Consider the following 16,894-nt stretch of genomic DNA (forward strand, 5'->3'; position numbering starts at 1 on the left):
GTATTGCATTACGCTTACCAGCGCCCCCAGTTAAATTGTAAATATAGCATCGAATTGGTCTGTGATACGACCGCCAGAAAATAGCCGTTTGTCGCCATTTCAAAAATTAATTGTACCGTATCGGTACGCCCTAACTAGGCGTCAGGCCGGAACCTTGGGCCGCGTCAGGATAGGGCCGATTCCAGCATTTTCTGACGCCTCGCCGGCAACCTCTAGGGCCTCAACCTGACAGGCCGTACGCTTAACGTACGATTTTTTCCGTTTTCTCTATCGTCCCCATCAAGGCTCTGGCCAGCACGATGCCCTTGTCGGTTTGCATGGCCAGCTCGGTCAGCAACTGGACAGCCTGCCGGTAGTGGCCAATCGTGAACGGCTGGAAGCCGAACACCGTTTGCAGCTCGACCAGGTGCTCGCGTCGGGTCTGCTCACGCTGCCCGTACTCGTCCCAGCTTTCGATGCCGACCTTGAGCTGGTTGGCGACCAGTCTCAGCAATGGCGGGAACGGTGGCTCATCAGCGCCAAGGATGACGCCGGGAAAGCGCAGGTAGCAGAGCTGCACCGCGAAGCCCAGCCGATTGGCCGGGCCGCGCCGCTGCCGGATGATGGAGAGGTCGCTTTCGCTGAACGTGTAGTGACGGATCAACTCATCCTTGGTGTCCGGCAACGCCAGCAGGCTTTCGCGCTCGGCGGCGGAGAGGATCGAACGGCGGGGCATGCGGTTTCCTTCTTCTTGAAAACGTAGGTTTGTGACAAGCCCGCCAAGGCAACCGGCGCGGCACGGGAATCAAGGCATTGCGATTCTCGAAAATAGTTCTTGAAATTCTATTCTTGATTGCATATCATCTCAACGAGTTTCGATAAGAAAGGATGCCCATGCGACCGTCTGTTGTGCTTGACATGAAGCGAAGCGCAGTGCGTGAAGCGGTAGGCCGCTTTCGCGCCGCGAACCCGCGCGTCTTCGGCTCGGTGCTGCATGGCACCGACCGGGATGGCAGCGACCTCGACCTGTTGGTCGATGCGCTGCCCGGTGCCACGTTGTTGGACTTGGGCGATTTGGAAGAAGAACTGAAATCGCTGCTCGGCGTTGACGTCGATCTGCTGACTCCCGGCGACCTGCCGCCGAAGTTCCGGGCCAAGGTGCTCGCGGAGGCGCAACCGATATGAGCGAGAACCGCCTGCCCGATTACCTCGACCACATTCAGCAGGCCGCAACCGATGCGCGCAGCTTCGTGGAAGGGATGGCCAAGGACGACTTCTTGGCCGACAAGCGCACCCAGCAGGCCGTCATCATGAGCCTGATCGTCATCGGCGAGGCGGCCACAAAGGTGATGGATGGCTACGTCGAGTTCACCCAGGCGCATGCCGACGTGCCGTGGCGCAGCATGCGCAATATGCGTAATCGCATGGCTCACGGCTATTTCGACATCAACCTCGATGTGGTGTGGGAGACGGTACAGGAATGGCTGCCGGCGTTGCTCCAGCAATTGCCCGCCGTGCGTCAGGATGCCGACGATGAAGACCGTAACGACAAAGGCATGGAGCCATGACCAATCAAGCCGCCGATGTTCGGCCCCTCTGGCGTGTTCGATCCCGCGACCTATGAGCCGCGCTCGGGCAAGACCTTCTGGATGGCCGCAACGGACGTGAGTTCGCTGGTGGGCAAGGAGGCAGCAGCCGACACGCTCATCGGCAACTGCACGACCGCACGACCAGCCTCCCGTTCAAATTCGAGTTAGAACTCATATCCAGCCTGTCTGGGGGCACTGTGAAAGAGGGATCTCCGATGACTGTTGAATCGAGAATATTTTCTGTAGCCGAGTATGTTCAGCCGTCCGAAGGCGAGCCTATTCGTTCCGTTGTGCTTGAAACCCGAGACTCAATTATCGTGGTTTGGCATGTCCATCCCGGGCAGGAAATTGCGGCTCACATTCATCCTCACGGCCAAGACACGTGGACTGTTTTGTCGGGAATGGCTGATTACTTTCAGGGCAATGGGATTGTTCGTGCCCTCAGGGAAGGTGAGATAGCCGTGGCAAGACCGGGCCAAGTGCACGGGGCGCGAAATACAGGTACCGAGCCATTTGTGTTCGTCTCGGTTGTGGCATCAGCCAATGCCGGTTTCGTATTGGCTGAGCGATAGAGCCCAATCTCTGGAGTTGGTCCAATGAGCGGTCGGGGAGATAGGTAACAGACATGCAGCGGACACGGCTGCTAAACCAGGTCGCAAACCTCCTTGCGTCGCAGCGTGCCGCAAGCGACGCGATCAATCGAATGGGGTCGGCATGAGACTGAACACCATCCAGTTCCCGACCGCGTAGCCGCCTGTCCTGCCGATCAGGTCTTGACCATCGACGCCTGGGATCAGTCCTGAATGTTCTTGGAGACCACTACGTTATGAGCCGCAGCCGCCGCAAAACACCCATCGTCGGGCACACGACCTGCGGCAGCGAGCGCGAGGACAAGAAGCTCTGGCATCAGCGCTGGCGCACCCGTGAGCGCACGGCGCTGACCAGCGCGTCGCCCGAAGCCCTGAGCGCCCATCTGCCCCTGCTGGAAAACCAGGCCAGCAGCGTCTGGTCGATGGGCAAGGATGGCCGCTCCTACTGGCCCGTCAAGCGCCAGGCCGCCACGGCGGATCGCATCGCCAATCACAAGGGACGCAACCCGCAAGAACGCGCCTCCCTGAAAAAGCGCCTGCTGCGCAAGTGGATGAGCAAATGAAGCTCTCCTTCCATCAGCACATTGCGCTGTTCTGGATGATCGGTGCTCCGGGCGTCTTCGCGCCCGTGATCGAGAACGCCAAGCGGCCCGATGCCGGCGCCGTCATGGCGTGGGGTGTCGCGATCGTGGCGGTGATGATCCTCTTCACCCCTTTGCTGCTGCGCTGTCCACCATTCCGGCGCTGGTATGGCCGGACGGATGCGCTGTCGGAGCGGCAGCGCCAGGCGCTTGCCGAGCGCGGCCTGCGCCGCTACTACCAGACCGCTTTCGATGACGGCTACGTGCCCCGCGTGATGCCCTACGTGTGGCGCATCATCTGGACGGTCGGCGGGTTGATGGCTGTGACCGCCGTACTGCCTACCAACACCGGACGGCCAGCCTTCGATGCCTTGGTGGTCTTCTCGACCTGGTATCCGATAGGCGTGATGCTGCTGGTTTTCGCGTCGAGGCCCCTTGGCCGGTTGATTCGCCAAAGAGCACAGGAGCGGCGGAAATGAGCACGTCAACCATCGAGGCGCTGGCCAGCGCCTGGGCAAGGATTGCCGAGGAAGCGGAATTCCCCGCTGACTACGAGGGGACTGCCACACCACAAGCGCATCGGGCTAGCGAAGCTATTCAGGAGCAGATTCGGGAGCGCATCGTCGCCACCAACGACATGCGGCTGTTCAGCCTGCTGCACCTGCTGGGTCAGGCGTCGCTGCGCATGGAGCAAGCGCTGTGGCCGGAGGATTACGAGCGGATGACGCGCGAGGTTGAGGAAGCCCTGCGGCAAGCCACCGACGCCAACGCCAGATCGTACACCCACGAAGAAGTGATGCAGGCGATGCAGGAACGCATCGACCGGGCGCGAGACAAGCCATGTTGATTGGCTATGCGCGCGTCTCGACGCAGGATCAGAACCTGGAGCTGCAACGCGAAGCCTTGAGCAAGGCCGGATGTAAAAAGGTCTTCGAGGACAAGGTGAGTGGCACGCGGGCAGACCGGCCTGGCTTGGCCAAGACGCTCGAAATGCTGCGCGAAGGCGATACTTTGGTCGTCTGGAAGCTCGACCGGCTGGGCCGGTCGGTCAAGCAACTGGTCGATCTGGTCGGCGATCTGCACAAGCACGGTGTCCAGTTCAGGAGCCTCACCGACTCCATCGACACCGGCACACCATCCGGGCGGTTCTTCTTCCACGTCATGGCGAGCCTTGCCGAAATGGAGCGCGAGCTGACCGTCGAGCGCACCCGCGCCGGGCTGGAAGTCGCCAAGCAGCTCGGCCGCAAAGGCGGCCGCAAGCCGAAGATGACCGACAGCAAGATCGAGTCGGCCAAGAAGCTGCTGGCCAGCGGGGTGCCGCCCAAGGACGTGGCCAAGAACCTCGGCGTGTCCATTCCGACGCTGTACCGCTGGGTGCCAGCCTCCACGCACGCTTAGCGTGCTTTATTTTCCGTTTTCTGAGACGACCCCAATAAGCGCAACGCTTGAAACGAGAGGCAGAGAGCCAGCCACCGGTAGAATCCAGGCTCTCACACCGAAGGATTCAAGCGCAGATGACTACGCATTACCGGCAGCTGACTCAGGGACAACGTTACCAGATTGAGGCTGGCTTGAGCGCCGCAGAGAGCCAGGCGAGCATTGCAAAGCGGGTCGGCGTGCATCCCTCGACGATCAGTCGCGAGGTTCGCCGCAACAGCACCCAGAATATCTACAAGGCTGTTTCTGCGGCCCATGAAAGTGATGCTCGTCGAGCGGGTGCGCGCAAGTTTTGCAAGCCGGCGACATGGCTCAGCCATCATCTCCCGGTGTGGCTCAAGCATGGCATGAGTCCGGAGCAGATCGCCCAGCGGTTGAAGCAGGAGCAGCCAAGCCGGGCGGTCAGCCATGAGTGGATTTATCGGTTCATTGCCGCCGAACAGCGCGCCGGTGGTGAGCTTTATACCTATCTGCGACATCGCCGAAAGCGCTACCGGAAACGCTATGGAAGCCACGATCGGCGCGGGCAGCTGCGTAATCGCGTGTCAATCAGTGAACGCCCAGCCGAGGTCGAAAGCCGCGAGCGCCTGGGGGACTGGGAGGGCGATACGGTACATGGACTGGGCGGTAACCTGGTGACCCTGGTTGATCGCAAAAGCGGCTATCTGAGCGCCTATCCGGTCAAGCGCAGAACGCGCCGGCAGGTAACGCGGGCGATCAATCTGATGCTTCAGGGCCATGCCGCTCACACGCTGACGCTGGATAACGGAAGGGAGTTTGCCGGGCATGAACGCATCGCGCTACGGAGCCAGTGCCAGGTCTTTTTTGCAGACCCCTATTCATCCTGGCAACGTGGCACCAATGAAAACACCAACGGTCTGCTCCGCCAGTATTTCCCCAAGGGCAGCGACTTCAGCAAGCTGACCGTCGAAGCCGTCAATCGGACAGTAGCGAGGATCAATCTACGCCCGCGCAAGCGCTTGGGCTGGAAGACGCCGTACGAAGTGCATACAGGGGTGAGCGTTGCACTTATGTGTTGAATTCAGGATACAGTGTCAGTGTTTTATGATAATCAACAACGCCTGTTTAGATGCTGGTAGATGCGAATTTTTTGGCGTACAGTCAAAATTTTCTGATGGTTGCTTAGTGTGTTGGCGCTGATGGAAAATTGACCCACCCTGCCGATTGAAATTTGACCCAGGGCGGATTGCTGATTTTGTTACCAGCAACTGTGGATAAGTCTACCAGCGCAGCTGCTGTTGCCCCCACTCCTTCGCTAGCCCAGTTCAGTTGTTTAAGACCTGCCACACGCAGCCATGTAGCAGGCCGTCGTCGCCATGAAATCAGAACGGCTCATCGTCCTCCGGTTCCTGGCCGCCCTTACGCTTTCGCTCCCGTGATTTGATCTTGGCCTGGGCCGCCAAGCTACTGTGTTGCAGGCGATAGGACTCGTTACCGGTTTCGACGATGTGGCAGTGGTGGGTCAGCCGATCCAGCAGGGCGGTGGTCATCTTGGCGTCGCCGAACACGCTCGACCATTCGGCGAAGCTCAGGTTGGTGGTGATCACCACGCTGGTGTGTTCGTACAGCTTGGATAGCAGGTGAAACAGCAACGCACCGCCGGCCTGGCTGAAGGGCAGATAACCCAGTTCGTCGAGGATGACCAGATCCATGCGCAGCAGAGCTTGGGCGATCCGCCCGGCTTTGCCGTCGTGCTTTTCGCGCTCCAGCAGATTGACCAGATCGACCGTGGAGTAGAAGCGCACGCGCTTGCCGTGCCGGGTGATGCCGGACACGGCCAGCGCAGTGGCCAGGTGGGTTTTACCGGTGCCAGGCCCACCGATCAGCACCACGTTCTGCGCGGTGTCGGTAAAGGCCAGACTGGCCAGTTCGCTGATCAAACGAGCGTCTGCGCTGGAGGCGCTGAAGTCGAAGCCGGCCAGGTCGCGGTGCATCGGCAGCTTGGCCATGTTCATCTGGTGGCTCACCGAGCGCATGGCGCGATCTGTGTGCTCTTGTTCCAGCAGGTGTTCGAGCAGCCACTTGGACGAGGCTGTGTTCGACTCACCCTGCGCAGTCAACTCCGCCCAGGCCGTGGCCATGCCGTGCAGGCGCAGCTCCTTGAGTTCCGCCATCAAATCACGCATGACCGATCTCCTCGGTCTGGCCACGCAGGCGGTCGTAGCGCGCCGTGTTAGCGACGGGGGCTTCCTTGAGCGACAAGTGGGTTTCGACGCTGGGTGGTGGTTCGGTCGCGGCCAGGCGCGCCACGACATTGAGGATGTGTTCGGCGCTCAGGCTGCCGCTTTCCAGTACCAGCTCAACAGCCACCAGCACCGCATCGAGCCCGGCGACCGGTACGGCAGCCAGAACTTGCGCCATGATCCGGTCACCGCCGGCATGACGCCCCAGACCGTGCTTAAGCTGACGCAGCGGCGCCGGCAGATCAGCAAAGGGCGCGCCGTTGCGCAGCGCACCGGGCTTGCGTTCGATCAGCGGGAGGTAGTGCTGCCAGTCATAGCTGACCTGGTCGCGATCCAGCAAGCGGACATGGCTGGCGATCAGCGCGTCGTCAGCCACCACCTCGATTCGCGTCGGATACAAACGGCTGCTGACCCACTTACCCGCATACTCACACGGCACCGAGTAGCGGTTGCGCCCGACGCTGACCAGGCAGGTGCTGGAGACCCGCGCAGGCCGCTCGACGTAACCGTCGAATGGCGCTGGCACAGGCATCAGTTCAGCGCGCTCCAACTCCAGCACTTCGGCCACACTCAGCCCGCTGTATTGAGGGTGCGTCAGCTCGTTCCAAAGCGCGCGGCAGCGCTGGCCCAGCCAGGCATTGAGTTCCTCGAAGGAGTGAAACTGGCAGTCCTGGGCGTCTAGCCAGATACGCCTGCGGCTGTCTTGCACGTTCTTTTCAACGATGCCCTTTTCCCAACCAGCGGCGACGTTGCAGAAGTCCGGATCGAACAGGTAATGCGCGCACATCACCGCAAAGCGCGCATTCACCGCCCGGCCTTTGCCCTTATTGACCTTGTCGACGGCGGTCTTCATGTTGTCGTAGATGCCCCGGCGCGGCACGCCGCCCAAGGAGCCGAACGAGCGTGTATGGGCGTCAAATAACATCTCATGGCCCTGGCTCGGATACGCCACAAGCCAGAACGCACGGCTGGCACACAGCTTCAGATGTGCCACCTGCATACGCCGGTAAATGCCGCCGACCAGCAAGCCTTCCTCGCTCCAGTCAAACTGAAACGCCTCGCCAAGAGCAAAGGTCAGCGGCACAAAGGCCTGCGACGCCTTGCCCTGTCCCCCTCGCCAGGCACGGATAAACGCGGTGAGCTGGCTGTAGCCACCGTCATAACCTTCGGCTTTGATTTGCGCCAACAGCGCCTTGGCACTGCGCCGCTGTTGCTTGGGCCGCAGCGAATCGGCTTTTAGCGCCTGCTCCAGCGTGGCGTGAAAAGGGCTGAGTTTGTTGAAGATCGCGCGGCGTTGGTAGACCGGCGGCTTGGCCTCAGGTGCTCTGACCCACTTGCGAATCGTGTTGCGCGCCAACCCGGTGCGCTTGGCTATCTCATGCAGCGACAGCTTGTCGCGGAAATACATCCGGCGAATTTTGCCCATCATTTCCATACTGATCACCCTGTGTTCTCCTGCTCAAAAATTGAGCAGAAGCAGTTGAACACCTGGGTCAGTTTTCAGTCGGCAGAACAGCCTCTACTGGGTCAGTTTTCGGTCAGCGGCAACATACAGGCCATTGGAAAGGCAAGAAACGGTCTTTCAGCGGATGAAAAAAACAACAATTTGACGATTAACCATGTTGCTGGCTTGCCACCAACACCGCTCAAGGTACGGGTGGACATTTCCCCGGAAATTTTCGAAAAGGTCGCTTTGGATGACAGTGTGTTCGTTTTCGTACAGACGCTATCGGGCTCCAAGGTACCTCTCGCTACCATACGACTTAAGGTCTCAAGTCTGCCGGCCGAGGTGGAGTTTTCAGGCGCTGATGCAATAGTTACCAGCAACACCTTATCGCAGACAGCCGCGATTCAAGTGACTGCTAGGGTCTCTAGGGGAGGGAAGAGTAGGTCGGGGGAATGGTTGGGCCGAAGCTCGACGACATTAAATTCGAAGAGCGCTAGGCTGAAGCTTACGATCAACCTTCCGGATATCTGATCGACTGCACCGCAAAGTGCTGTTGCCAGGTACTGTAAAATAGAAGAGTGAGCACTTGATTTGCTGGTGCTTTCAAACAACGGTGTTGTTTTTTTAACAGCCGAACTGGAAAGGGAGGCTGAGCTGCTCAGTGATCACTTTATCCGTTGGCTGATTTACGCCGGCATGTTCGCTACAGGCACTGAACGACAACGCAGATGGTATGGTCTGTGCGTTCTGACTCGTCAAGGATCGGCCAATGGATCGTTTGTCTAATTTGCTCTCGCGGTTCGGCGTGCGGGCCAATCTGTTCTATGACGGCGACCTATGCGGCTCTGCATCTTACGATGGCGCCGAGCGGCGAGGTTATATCCATCTGCTTCAGGCCGGCAGCGTGACGTTGCTTGGTCCCGATCGCAAGGATTTGCAGCTCACTCGCCCTAGCTTGATTTTTATGCCACGCCCCGCCAAGCATCAATTGTTTGCGGGTGAGTCCGATGGCGCAAAGTTGTTGTGTGCTTCCATGGAGTTTGAGGGCGGAATTGATAATCCTTTGTCGGCTTCATTACCGGACTGTTTGGTGCTCGCACTCGATGATCTGCCCATGCTGGCAGACACGTTGGAGTGGATGTTTGCCGAGGCGGCAAATGTGCATTGTGGAAGGGAAGCCGCGCTTGAGCGCTTATTTGAGCTCCTAATCATTCTGTTGCTCCGTTACCTGCTCGATCATCACCAGTTGCGCACCGGAATGATGGCTGGACTGGCCGACATGCGGCTTGCCCGATCGCTTTTACAGATGCACAACTCCCCGGAACATGCCTGGTCAATAGCAGAGCTGGCCAGTGAGTCAAATATGTCACGCGCTGCGTATGCCGTGCATTTCAAGAGTGTCATCGGACAGACGCCTGCTGATTATTTGTTGAGTTGGCGAGTTAGCCTGGCTCAGAAGCTGATGCGAGAAGGGCGCTCGATTACGCTGATTGCAGCTCAAGTCGGCTACGAAAGTCCTTCGGCGCTGTCTCGCGCATTTAGACGCAAGACGGGGTTGAGCCCTCGTGACTGGTTGAAAGATCTGGCGGGGGAAAATGATGGCAAAAAGGCCTAAGGCATTACTGCCTTAAGCCATTGAAAAAATTATGCATTAATTTTACGTTTTTCCAGTTCAACCAGCGAATGGCCTGCCACAAATATCGAAACAGCAAGCAACCCTAAGTCTTTAAGCAGAAACTGACCTGGCGCAACGGAAATCGCCGGAAACCCTAAACTAGGCTCAATGACGCCCGGAGTGGAAAACATAAAGCTAAGGGTTGTGAAGAACAGGCCTGCAGACAGAGCGCCTCCTACCACGGATAGTTTGGGCGACAGCATGCGGCCTGCGATCAGAGTGCCGATCGAAATCTCTAGTATGCCGAGCAGGCTGGAGAACATGTCGACCGAAAAAATGCTATACACCCATCCCAAAAGCGGGCTGTTGCTCACCAGTGGAACCAGGCCCTCGGCCTCGTAGTGGGTAAATTTCATGCCGCCGAACCAGAAGTAAATAATAGCGAGAGCCAAGTACGCGCCATAGATACCTAGCCCCATAGTTTTGGTTCCAAGCGTTAAGTGGGCCTGTACGCTGGACTTCGAGTTTTCAATGCCTATGGTTTTCATGTCTGAGCTTCCAGTAGTGAGTGAGAGTGTGTTGGCTGCCGAACGCCGTATGCGTTGGCGATGAGATGATTATGGCTGGCATCTCTAATCAAGAGGCATCAGAAAGTATTGATTTCAGTGCAGATCGTCTTGGGCGGTGCAATTCGCGATGAAGGGATCGCCGTGGAGAGCGATGAGTGCACTATTTCGATAAAGGAGTCGTTTTACATAGGTCGATGAAGCGCGTTGCGGCATCGCCTACTGTCATTTCTCAAATCTGACTATGGGGCTTGGGGCGAAGGGCGGCACTGACTAGGCTTAGAACAGCTACCAACTAGCCGCGCGGCCGCGATGCACAAAGAATGGTAACTGAGCCGTGAGTGCGGTGGGCGCCCGCATTTATTTCCAAACCCTACAGATACATCGATCTTCGACTTCAACCGGGCAGATAGCTGTTGCAGCAAGCCTATCAATCGACTTTGACGTGTTAAAGAGGATAGGTTTTCCAGGGTTGGGGAACAGCATGCCCTGCAGAACGACACACGTCACTTTTGTTAAATTAATAAGCTAGCTACCTATTGGGCATAACCTTGCAATTTGCTTCAATTTACGCACATGCACTTGCGACCTCAAAATGCAACGTAAGCCCCGAATATCTCCATTATTGTCGCCGCCAGCCTTAGTTACAGCTGCTATGATGAATGAGATCGAAAACTGAAATCCCCCACTAGAATTGTTGACTGGAGTCAAAATGAATAAAAAGCGGCCGGTTAATCTTGATATTCGAACCATTCAGCTTCCTCTCACGGCGCTTACATCGATTCTGCACCGGATTTCAGGAATTATGCTCTTTATTTTTCTGGGACTGATACTGTATATGCTGAGCAAATCGTTGGAGTCAGAAAAGGGTTTTAATGAAGTCAAGGAGATTTTTTCTTCACCTTTCGGCAAAGTTAGTTTCTGGTTGGTATACTCTTCATTTATTTATCATCTCGTAGCCGGAATTCGACACCTAGTTATGGATGTGGGTGTTGGTCATACTTTGAAAGGCAGCAATCGCGCCTCTACTATTGTTTTAGTAGTGTCGGGTGTTTTAATGGTTGCTGGCGCCGTATGGATTTGGTAGCTGTGGAGTCGTAATGCGTATTTACAAGGACTAAAAGCGTCCTTTAAAGCTAACTTACGAAAGTATTTATAATCGACGGTTCACGCTTAAACGGTTGAATCCTTTCGGGCTTCCGAATAGCTGTTAGCTGAAAGCTATCATGAGCTAAGTTTTCTGTGCATCATCAAATGTGTTAATGGGAGCGCCATAGTACTAGGTACAAATATGGCTCTAGGACAATGTTAGATGTTTTGGATTTTGAGGCGGATCGCTCTTATCGAAGATCGTCTAATTCGCTCTGAAGCGCAGGTTTTTTGAAACTATCACCTGGTTGGCACACTGTGCGAATCAACATCAGATATGAGAAAGCCAATCAGGTGAACACTACCCTCGAGGGCTCATCTGTCCAGTTAAAGCCTCGAGTCTTTCTGGGTGCGCAAAAGACAAGAAGGTTATATGGGAAAATTATGAGGCCTGGATACCATGCGTCATGGGCGTGCCGATGCTGTGAGTGACAGAGCGAGAAGCAAGTGAAAGTCCCTGAAGTAGGGGCGGGATGCGCCCGAGTGGCATTTTTTGTCTTAAGGTAGATCGCGTAGCTGTTCTTCAGAATAATCTTCAGAGCGTTGACGACAGCCATCGCTGTGCATTCCTCAAGAATAGAATGTGTCGGAAGGGTGGCGTCATTGGTGTTAGTCATCGCTTAGGATTTCTCAATCTGGCTTACACGGGCGCCTGTACCGATATCCCCGCGGATGGCGACGTATCGATGTTGAATTCCTCGCCAGACGAAGTGCAATGAGCTGCGGCTATAGGCTTGCGCAGCCTTAGATAGCCGGCCGTCGCAGGCGCGCCGGTTGGCCGGGATCTTCTTCTGCCCGTCAGGTGTCCGGTCGGAACTCCAGCACGAACGCTACGACCTTTTCGGCGGACATTTCGCACGGCTTCAACAATGTCCTATCTGATGTAACGCGGAAGAGGTTGAAGCTGACAATGTCAGTCCCGTCCAACTCCCTGGCGAACAGACTGTTGCGACGTCCGTCCCCAGATCGCCGGACGATCAAGCTGAAACGCCGGCCTTCATAAGTCCCTTCTCTGTATCCCTCCGCAAGCTTCGCGAAAGCGGCATCGAACTCGGAATGCTCCATGTCATCCATCCTTATTGATAGAACAGAGGCGCGGCGGGTGCGAGACCGCCAGTGCCGGGTCGCGCTAAGGTGCCGGGCAGATTCCTGCAGCCGACGAGGCCCGGGGTGGGCAGGATAATTGAGATGTCGGCGCCCGCATGGCTATCAGCGAAGTCGTCCGTCCAGTCTGCTAGGCAACGTCCACGCCTTTCCAGAAAGCGATGTAATCCCGGATACCCTCGGCATCCGGAGTGGGGGCGGGATAGGTCCAAGCGGCGTTCACGTTGAGCGCGTCACCCGCGCGAACATGAAAGAAGCGCGCGGCGCCTTTGATCGGACAGACAGATGTGTGCGGGCTCATCTCAAGCAGGCTCAGGTCGACTCCTGACGGTGGGAAGTAGTGATTTCCCTCGACGATGACTGTTTCGTCGCTTGTGGCGATAGTAGTGTCTTTCCAGATGGCTGAGACCAACGGACTCTCCTTTTGTATTCATCAACCGGCGAAGGCTCGCGGGCTGGCTGCCCCAAGCCGCACCTCCTCAGGTGGCAGGCGGGTTGCGCCCGAGAAGTTTGTCGAGCTCGCCTCTGACATCGAGCGCGAATAGCTCATCGGAGCCACCGATAAGGGTGCCATTGATGAAGATCTGCGGCACGGAGCTTCGCCCCGACGCTTCCGCCATGGCCTGCCGGTGAGCCGGATCCGCCTCAATATCGAGCTCCTTCCATCGCACGCCCTTTTCCTTGAGGAGCGCCTTCGCTCGGCGGCAGAACGGGCACCAATTCGTGGTGTACAGCAATACATCAGTTGTCATATTGCATCTCCGGCAGTTGCACGCGGATCGCTGTCATGGCGTTGATCTCCAATTCGCGGCGTTCAAAGATGGCGACTGCACCTTGGCCGACATCGGAGCAGATGCTGACGATTGGCCGCTATCCAGGCGACATGGCCCAAAGTGCTTTCACCGCCAGGCAGAGGCCGCACGCGCCTCCTGTAGCGCCGAGCCGATGCTCTAAGGTAACCGAGCCTCGATTGGGACGGAAGCGGTCCCGCTCGAATCGCCCATCATGCTGGTCGAGCATATCAGGACGACGGATAGTGCAGGAACTTTCAAATTGAGCTTGATGTCGAGCCAGGTATCGCGAGCGAAGGCGTTCTAGAGGCCGGGGGGTACGAAGACTGTGTTCGGCAAAACGGTTCACGTTGATCGCCAAAGCTTCCCAGGGCGCACGTCTACGATCGGCGCGACGTGAGATAGCTCGCGCCGCTAGCCCCCGTAGCGCTCCGTCTTGATGATGGAGGCGTCCAAGCCCGCCAGCAGCGCGCTATCGGTTGCGATGTTGACGAATCCGTTAGACCCGCAGACGAACACTTGCGTCGGCTTTCCCTGAAGCCTGGTTAGAATTTCTTGGACCATCATGCCGTCGATCCGTCGCGCAAAGTCCGATGCGCGAACCGGTTTCTCGCGCGTAATCGCGAGCGCCAGGACGAACGCCGGATCGCTGATTTCGATGCAATGAAGTTCTTCTGAGAAGAGAACGTCCTCGGCGGTTCGTGCGGACAGGAGCAACGCTGTCGGAACGGCTTGGGCCAATGCGCGGCGCTGCCGGATCATTGCCATCAACGGCACGAGGCCGGAGCCTCCCCCGATCAACAGAACCGGATCTATGGCAGGCTCAGGCCAAAGGAAATGGCCACCGAGCGGACCGCGAACTTCGATTTCGTCACCAATCGCCGCGATGTCGTGAAAAAACGGCGAAACTTCGGCATCCGGCATGCGCTCGATAGCTATCTCGACGATCGGGGTCGAAACTGCCGATGACGCGATCGAGTAGCTGCGCATTGCACTGTAGCCGTCGGGCGCGGTCAGCCGGATATCGACGTGCTGACCTGCGGTGTGCGCGAACGGCTTGCTCAACCGAAGGAAGAAGCTCTTGATACTCGGTGTTTGCTGGATGATGTCGTCGATCACGCATGATTGCCACGAACGGACTTGCGCTTCGTTTTCAGTCATGGGTGTATCGTTGTTCGCGCCACGGATCGCCGTAGATGTGATAGCCGTGCAGCTCCCAAAAGCCGGCCTCGTCACGCGTCGTGAATTGCAGCGCATTCACCCATTTGGCGGATTTCCAGAAGTAAAGGTGCGGCACTAGAAGACGCGCCGGCCCCCCATGATCGCGGGAAAGTGGCTTGCCCGCATAACTGAGGGCGACCATCGCTTTCCCGGAAAGCAGATCCGTCAGAGGGACGTTTGTCGAATAATTATCGTAGCAGTGCGCCAAGACGAAATCGGTAGGCCGATCAAGCTCTGCATCTGCAAGGATGTCTTCAATGAGTACACCCTCCCAAACGGTATCCAGTTTGGACCAAGAGGTGACGCAGTGAATATCCTTTGTCACCTGGGTCTTTGGTAGAGTGTTGAATTCGCCCCAATTCCACGTTTTGACGGGCTTCGGACCAATTTTGACTGTGAATTTCCAGTCGGAGGGCTCTACCCTCGGCGTAGGGCCGGCCGACAGAACAGGGAAATCCTCCACCAGATGCTGACCTGGCGGAATCCGATCGGACTGGTCGCCTGAACCGCGACCGGTGAAACCTCTGGTGACCATAGTGACCCCTCTTGCTCGATACGGCAGACCGAAGCCGGCCTTCATTTCAGTACTCTGCGTAAAGCATTTGCCCGCACATCCGCCGAATAAGCCAATCGACTAAAAATCAGATACAGATGCTCTATCATCGTAAAAAATCGCGTATCGAACATAGCGTCAGGCCAGCATGATTCCCAATACCCAATGGCTATAGGGTAGATAACCCCAAGGCTGCGTACGCTGATCTGCGGTATGCGGAGCGGAAGTTGCAGGTTCGCTCTCAAACGGATGGGCAGCGTGCAAAGCTCAAGGCTCACCAGCGCATGGTTGCCCAGTTCGCGCTCGCCGGCAGCTTGAGTATATTAAGGACGAAATGTCGATCTGATCTATTCTGGCTTCAGGAAATAGGGAAAATAAGGTCGGACGTTCGCGCACCGTCGCGACGCGCGATCATCCACTAAGCTTCTGTATCGGGGTTGGAGGATCAGATGAACGAGATCGAACGACAAGCGCCTGAGCTGCGGGTGCAAAAATGGATTGGCAAAGATGGGGAAAGTATCGCGCCGTTCAAACTGTCAGATATCGGGCCCGGCCCGAAAATCTTGTTTGCCTTCCAGCATTGGTGCCAAGGTTGCCATTTGCATGGGTTTCCGACGCTACAAAAGTTGCATGCAGCGTTGAGCTCAAAAGACGTGGGGTTCGCAGTGATCCAGACCGTCTTCGAAGGAACGCATGAGAATACCTTCGAGAAGTTGCGCGTGAACCAGCTCAAGTATGAGCTTCCTATCGTTTTCGGTCACGACGAGCAACCGACCGGCTCGCCGTTTCCAACCTTCATGGAAGACTACCGCACACGAGGAACTCCGTGGTTTACGGTTATCGACGCTGGCGGTAGCATTGTTTTCTCGGACTTCCATCTCGACGCGGAGCGACTAGTGAAGCAACTTGAGCAAGGTTAATCGTTGGAAGGTGGGCAATCATCCTGATTGCCACCCATCCCCTGATGCCCACTACAGGCGTTGCGCGCTGTAACTCTGTTGATCAGCGTGCGAAAACCCGGATCCGGATAGGAGGAGCGTCAACGATTGAATCAATCCGTTGGGAGAGGGCGGCTCCGCTCCGTCAGCTCGGCAATAGATAACCCATTCTCGCCGAGCAACTCTCTGATCCGATCGACGATATGAGCCCCTAGCGCCGCTGTCTTGGTCCCCCCCACAGATTCCCAAGATGCGAGTTCACACGCCGATACCTCGTGGTCAGCGCCGAAGTGCTTCTGTCGGTATGTCACCGCCGCCCTTCAATGATAAAGGCGCGGTAACGGGAACCGGCAAAGCGTTGAGCAGCGATGGTTTGGTAGGCGGGACTGTCATACCAGTCGCGAGCGGCCTGCATCGTCGGGAAACGCAAGATTACGGCCCCTTCGATGGGCGGCCCCTCCAAATGCTGGATCGCGCCATAAGCGGCGAGAAAGGTAACGTCGTGACCATCGAACGATGGTCCGACGCCTGCAGAATAGGTTGCGAGTGCATGTGGGTCGCTGGTTTCTTCCCGCGTAAAGACGACGAACGCTTCCATCATTAGGCCTCTCAAAGGTTGGATCTGTTGGCCATTACCACCGGTGATGGCCTCACAGTCGTCAGGCTGGCAACTGGAACCCGATTTTCATGAGTGCCTCGACGCACGCATCCTGATCCTGCTGATAGTTGCCTCCGGAGATGCCTATGCCGCCGATCAACTTCCCATCCTCCAGAATCGGATAACCGCCGCCGACAGCGACCATCCGAGGGCGATAGGCTAGCGGCGCCACTTTTGGATCGTTGGTCACATAGTCGTTCCAGACATGGGTCGGGAACCCAAACGAGGCGGAACTCCAGGCCTTGTCGATGGCAACATCGACGGTAAGGAACGGCGCATCGTCGGTGCGCTCGAACGCGCGCAGGTTACCGGTGGCGTCGACGACGGCGACGGCAGCCGGGATGCCGATGGCACGGGCCGCAGCGAGCGCCGCGTCGATGAGGGCGACTGCGGTTTCGCGGTTGATCGAGGCGGTGGCAATAGATTTGGTCATGGGATTCTCATCGCTGGGGCATAACCCGTTCGGCTTTTT

General features: G+C 57.1%; 21 protein-coding genes and 1 pseudogene. 11 read left to right on the plus strand and 11 right to left on the minus strand.

Annotated features, from left to right (window positions below; translation table 11 throughout):
- Window positions 1-247: 247 nt before the first annotated feature.
- Window positions 248-715: pseudogene (locus tag JFT44_RS25260) on the minus strand (DUF4158 domain-containing protein); the annotation flags it as partial.
- Window positions 716-873: 158 nt separating this feature from the next.
- Here JFT44_RS25260 and JFT44_RS25265 point away from each other — a divergent pair.
- The 8 genes from JFT44_RS25265 (at window position 874) to JFT44_RS25300 (ending at window position 5,216) form a co-directional block, all read left to right on the plus strand.
- The gene (locus tag JFT44_RS25265) at window positions 874-1,164 is read left to right on the plus strand and encodes a nucleotidyltransferase family protein (RefSeq protein WP_001247892.1); all 291 of its coding nucleotides are present in this window, start codon (window positions 874-876) and stop codon (window positions 1,162-1,164) included.
- On the plus strand, window positions 1,161-1,547 hold the full coding sequence (locus tag JFT44_RS25270; RefSeq protein WP_003100872.1) for a DUF86 domain-containing protein: 387 nt from the start codon (window positions 1,161-1,163) through the stop codon (window positions 1,545-1,547). The genes JFT44_RS25265 and JFT44_RS25270 overlap by 4 nt, the downstream gene beginning before the upstream one ends.
- Before the next feature lie 236 nt (window positions 1,548-1,783).
- Window positions 1,784-2,140 carry a cupin domain-containing protein gene (locus JFT44_RS25275; RefSeq protein WP_003465043.1) on the plus strand — a complete coding sequence of 119 codons (357 nt, stop codon included), beginning with the start codon at window positions 1,784-1,786 and terminating at the stop codon, window positions 2,138-2,140.
- Window positions 2,141-2,394: 254 nt separating this feature from the next.
- Window positions 2,395-2,721: a hypothetical protein gene (locus JFT44_RS25280; RefSeq protein WP_003100858.1), complete on the plus strand. Its 327-nt coding sequence runs from the start codon at window positions 2,395-2,397 to the stop codon at window positions 2,719-2,721.
- Window positions 2,718-3,218 (plus strand): hypothetical protein, encoded by a 501-nt coding sequence (locus JFT44_RS25285; RefSeq protein ID WP_003100856.1) that lies wholly within the window; start codon window positions 2,718-2,720, stop codon window positions 3,216-3,218. Before JFT44_RS25280 ends, JFT44_RS25285 begins: the two co-directional genes overlap by 4 nt.
- The gene (locus JFT44_RS25290) at window positions 3,215-3,586 is read left to right on the plus strand and encodes a hypothetical protein (protein WP_003100853.1); all 372 of its coding nucleotides are present in this window, start codon (window positions 3,215-3,217) and stop codon (window positions 3,584-3,586) included. The genes JFT44_RS25285 and JFT44_RS25290 overlap by 4 nt, the downstream gene beginning before the upstream one ends.
- Window positions 3,580-4,137 carry a recombinase family protein gene (locus tag JFT44_RS25295; protein ID WP_003100847.1) on the plus strand — a complete coding sequence of 186 codons (558 nt, stop codon included), beginning with the start codon at window positions 3,580-3,582 and terminating at the stop codon, window positions 4,135-4,137. The genes JFT44_RS25290 and JFT44_RS25295 overlap by 7 nt, the downstream gene beginning before the upstream one ends.
- A 116-nt stretch (window positions 4,138-4,253) precedes the next feature.
- Window positions 4,254-5,216, plus strand: coding sequence for an IS30-like element ISPpu17 family transposase (locus tag JFT44_RS25300; protein ID WP_004577240.1), 963 nt, complete (start codon window positions 4,254-4,256; stop codon window positions 5,214-5,216).
- A 303-nt stretch (window positions 5,217-5,519) separates the two neighbouring features.
- On the opposite strand, the gene istB is transcribed toward JFT44_RS25300, so the two are convergent.
- Together istB and istA are read right to left on the minus strand one after the other, a co-directional pair.
- On the minus strand, window positions 5,520-6,323 hold the full coding sequence (gene istB, locus JFT44_RS25305; protein ID WP_010454871.1) for an IS21-like element ISPst3 family helper ATPase IstB: 804 nt from the start codon (window positions 6,321-6,323) through the stop codon (window positions 5,520-5,522).
- Window positions 6,316-7,815 (minus strand): IS21-like element ISPst3 family transposase, encoded by a 1,500-nt coding sequence (gene istA / locus JFT44_RS25310; protein WP_024012635.1) that lies wholly within the window; start codon window positions 7,813-7,815, stop codon window positions 6,316-6,318. The genes istB and istA overlap by 8 nt, the downstream gene beginning before the upstream one ends.
- Window positions 7,816-8,596: 781 nt before the next feature.
- On the opposite strand from istA, the gene JFT44_RS25315 reads away from it, so the two are divergent.
- Window positions 8,597-9,442 (plus strand): AraC family transcriptional regulator, encoded by an 846-nt coding sequence (locus JFT44_RS25315; RefSeq protein ID WP_003464995.1) that lies wholly within the window; start codon window positions 8,597-8,599, stop codon window positions 9,440-9,442.
- Window positions 9,443-9,471: 29 nt separating this feature from the next.
- Here JFT44_RS25315 and JFT44_RS25320 read toward each other — a convergent pair whose 3' ends face one another.
- Complete coding sequence (locus tag JFT44_RS25320) at window positions 9,472-9,990, minus strand: YkgB family protein (protein ID WP_003464991.1); 519 nt, start codon at window positions 9,988-9,990, stop codon at window positions 9,472-9,474.
- A gap of 730 nt (window positions 9,991-10,720) precedes the next feature.
- On the opposite strand from JFT44_RS25320, the gene sdhC reads away from it, so the two are divergent.
- Window positions 10,721-11,095, plus strand: a complete 375-nt coding sequence (gene sdhC, locus JFT44_RS25325; RefSeq protein ID WP_005005993.1) for a succinate dehydrogenase, cytochrome b556 subunit — start codon at window positions 10,721-10,723, stop codon at window positions 11,093-11,095.
- 860 nt (window positions 11,096-11,955) lie between these two features.
- Here sdhC and JFT44_RS25330 read toward each other — a convergent pair.
- From JFT44_RS25330 to JFT44_RS25350, 5 genes are all read right to left on the minus strand, one after another.
- Complete coding sequence (locus tag JFT44_RS25330; protein WP_003464988.1) at window positions 11,956-12,222, minus strand: hypothetical protein; 267 nt, start codon at window positions 12,220-12,222, stop codon at window positions 11,956-11,958.
- Between the two features lie 169 nt (window positions 12,223-12,391).
- Entirely contained in the window at window positions 12,392-12,673 is a 282-nt protein-coding gene (locus JFT44_RS25335) for a DUF427 domain-containing protein (RefSeq protein WP_003464986.1), read from the minus strand.
- Between the two features lie 67 nt (window positions 12,674-12,740).
- Complete coding sequence (gene grxC, locus JFT44_RS25340; RefSeq protein WP_005005995.1) at window positions 12,741-13,013, minus strand: glutaredoxin 3; 273 nt, start codon at window positions 13,011-13,013, stop codon at window positions 12,741-12,743.
- A 453-nt stretch (window positions 13,014-13,466) separates the two neighbouring features.
- On the minus strand, window positions 13,467-14,213 hold the full coding sequence (locus JFT44_RS25345; RefSeq protein WP_002118292.1) for a ferredoxin reductase: 747 nt from the start codon (window positions 14,211-14,213) through the stop codon (window positions 13,467-13,469).
- On the minus strand, window positions 14,206-14,808 hold the full coding sequence (locus JFT44_RS25350; RefSeq protein ID WP_003464980.1) for a sulfite oxidase-like oxidoreductase: 603 nt from the start codon (window positions 14,806-14,808) through the stop codon (window positions 14,206-14,208). The genes JFT44_RS25345 and JFT44_RS25350 overlap by 8 nt, the downstream gene beginning before the upstream one ends.
- Before the next feature lie 467 nt (window positions 14,809-15,275).
- On the opposite strand from JFT44_RS25350, the gene JFT44_RS25355 reads away from it, so the two are divergent.
- Window positions 15,276-15,746, plus strand: a complete 471-nt coding sequence (locus JFT44_RS25355; protein WP_003464979.1) for a hypothetical protein — start codon at window positions 15,276-15,278, stop codon at window positions 15,744-15,746.
- Between the two features lie 325 nt (window positions 15,747-16,071).
- On the opposite strand, the gene JFT44_RS25360 is transcribed toward JFT44_RS25355, so the two are convergent.
- Together JFT44_RS25360 and JFT44_RS25365 are read right to left on the minus strand one after the other, a co-directional pair.
- Window positions 16,072-16,365, minus strand: coding sequence for a DUF1330 domain-containing protein (locus tag JFT44_RS25360; protein WP_010591688.1), 294 nt, complete (start codon window positions 16,363-16,365; stop codon window positions 16,072-16,074).
- A 58-nt stretch (window positions 16,366-16,423) separates the two neighbouring features.
- Entirely contained in the window at window positions 16,424-16,855 is a 432-nt protein-coding gene (locus JFT44_RS25365) for a heme-binding protein (protein WP_005006001.1), read from the minus strand.
- Window positions 16,856-16,894 lie beyond the last annotated feature (39 nt).

Origin of the sequence: Pseudomonas sp. MF5691 (genome assembly GCF_016405645.1) — a bacterium.
GTDB lineage: Bacteria > Pseudomonadota > Gammaproteobacteria > Pseudomonadales > Pseudomonadaceae > Aquipseudomonas > Aquipseudomonas shahriarae.